This is a genomic window from Ligilactobacillus equi DSM 15833 = JCM 10991, assembly GCF_000615765.1.
Classification (GTDB): domain Bacteria; phylum Bacillota; class Bacilli; order Lactobacillales; family Lactobacillaceae; genus Ligilactobacillus; species Ligilactobacillus equi.
This window is the reverse complement of record NZ_BAMI01000102.1, coordinates 1-2,730: the sequence shown is the minus strand read 5'-3', so window position 1 is coordinate 2,730 and position 2,730 is coordinate 1. Positions and strand designations below refer to the sequence as shown.

The 2,730-nt window shown below is 36.3% G+C and carries 1 protein-coding gene; it reads left to right on the top strand.

All coding sequences use genetic code 11. The features are described from left to right. Positions 1-219: 219 nt before the first annotated feature. Positions 220-2,730: adhesive domain-containing protein (locus JCM10991_RS14040; RefSeq protein ID WP_035189008.1), on the top strand; the 2,511-nt coding region annotated here is incomplete at its 3' end.

Sequence of the window (2,730 nt, the reverse complement as noted above, 5' to 3'; positions counted from 1 at the left end):
TTTCATCATATACTGATGATTACATTCAATTCGTAGAAGATGCAATCAATGATTACCCACGAAAGCTTTTAGGTGGTTATTCTGCCGAATCTGTTTACTTATACAATGAGGTACTTTCACTTACTTCTTAGAATCAAGAAGTACCTTTTTGAGATAAAGTGGCTAACTTATATTTGCAATTTGAGTTGTATATTCATAATTAAAAGGAGAGAAAGAAGTATGACAAGGAAAAAGTTAGGTTTGAAGAAAAAAGTAGAAAAGCCTGAAATTAAGAAACGTTATAAGATGTACAAGGCTAAGGGTCGCTGGTTAGTAGCACCTCTAGTCTTCTTATCTTTAGGTCTTGCTAATACAGGATTAGTTCATGCGGATAGTGTAGATGGAGATGCAAATTATTCATCTGATAAGCAAATTGAAAATGATAATTCCCAACTAACAGATGAAAAAATTGAATTAGGGAAAAAACAAGTTTCAACGGTACAATTTGGCCAAGATACAATTATTTCAAGCACACAGACGGTAGCAACCAAAGAAACCGCAACATCAGAAGTAAGTAGTCAAGTAACTGCTCAAAGCCAAAGTGTTTCAAGTGTTTCTCAAGAAACCACAGCGAAAGTGCAAGCTTCACCAAGTGTGGCAACATATGTAGCACCAACAGTTGAAGACCCAACTAATTTTGGTGGTGAAAAAAGTACCAACTTACTAGCAACTAATACTATTCAAACTACAAATACTGACACAACGGTAAAGAACTCTTCAAATACTGATGCAACAGTAGATTCTAGTGTTGGTACACCTACATCAGGTAATGGTGTTTCATTAGCAAATGTCCAAGTATTATCAACCGTTAACACGAGTGTAACTTCACCAGATCAAAGTGGTAATGAAGCAACTAATCCATTAACTAGTACGGATGCAACTTTTGTGGTTGATGGTAAAGGTGTACTTGATGTCAACCTTTTGAAAGGGGCGAATAAGTCTGTTGTCATTGAAATTCCAGAGGGACTAAAAGATAAGATTACAACAAATGGTAATGCAACTGGGAAAGTAAGTTTCTTATTACCAGTTAACTCTTTAACAGTCTTACAACCAGTAACAGATTTATTAAATGGTGTTCTTAATGGTACTGGTGTTGTTGTCGATAAGCTTATTGGTAATGACGATAACAGTTTATTAGGTAACTTACTTTCTTTATTAACTGCCGGTAAATTACAAGTTAGTGTCGATGGTGTTGACGATGTAATAAAGAATTTAAACCTTTTAAAAGGTAGTCAAAGTAATGTTGACCCTAATTCAAGAGTACTTGATATTAATAATGGTAATTTAGATGCACCAGTCACAATTAAAACTGATGAACAAGGTAATCAATATTTAGAAGTAAATCTTCAACAAGAAATTGGTAAAATTGCGACTGACCACGTTAAAGGTATTTTAGATAATATTATTAAAGATTTAGGTAATTTAAAAATTACCGCGACGGTTTCATCTGCTGATTTGATGAGCAATATGGAAAATAACTCAACTATTGCAGGACAACTTAATGGTGCTCTAAGCAAGATTCCTGTCTTAGGTGGAGTTTTAAGTGGACTTACTGGTACAGTAGGTAACCTTCTTGGTGGAACTGTAAGTACTTTAGGTGGATTAGTTGATAAATTAGGTGTAAATAAAGTATTATCAATTCTTGGAATTGGTGATGATCTTAACCCCGTCTTATCTGCTAATGGTTTAAAAGTAACCATTCCATCAACTCAACTTAACTTAGTTAAGACCTTAAATACATTAATTAACGGTGATAAAGGGGTATTAAGTACAACTGGTAATTTATTAAATGAAATTTTAGGAGCAGCAATTTTAAATACGGCAACTGTTAGTGTACCAGTAACAGTTGATAATGCTGGTCTTAAAGGAAATACCCTTGACGATACGGTTTATGGTGGTCAATTCTTAGGAACGGTGGCTGAATCAGATGCCATTGATTTAAGTGTATTAAACAACAACAAGAAGGGCTCAAGAACTACTTTATACATCAAGGTTCAAGAAGCTAGCCAATATGGTATTACTTACCCAGCTAAAGACGTAACCAAAGCAAGCGATGTGAGTGTAACACCGAAAATAACAAATGCTAGTGGTCAAGAAATCCAATCATTACCAACAGGTGCGAAACTGACCGTTGATGATAGTAATTTACCAACAGGTGTAACATTAGGTAATGTTGACCAAACAACAGGTACAGTAAGGGTAAATGTACCAGCTGGTACTCCAGTCGGTAGCTTTGAAATCCCAGTAACAGTGACATACTCAGATGGTTCTGAAGATAAGGCAACTATTACAATGGATATCAAAGACAGCTTTAACTATCAAGCACAAGCTAAAAATGATGTAACCACAGGTTTAGGTCAAACTCCAACAGCTGAATCAGTAATTGGCAATGCATCTGACTTACCAGCGGATACCACATACGCCTGGACAAGCACTCCAGATGTATCTAAGGCAGGTCAAACAAGCGGTGTAGTAACAGTAACTTACCCAGATGGTTCAACACAAGCAGTAACAGTTCCAATGACAGTTACAGACAAAGCTAGTGATGTTGAAGTGACTTACCCAGCTGTAGACGTAACCAAAGCAGGTGAAACAACTGTAACACCAAACTTGACAGACGCCAACGGTCAAGCAGTAACTTCGTTACCAACCGGTACAACAGTAACCGCTGAGGGCAACAAGTTACCAAAA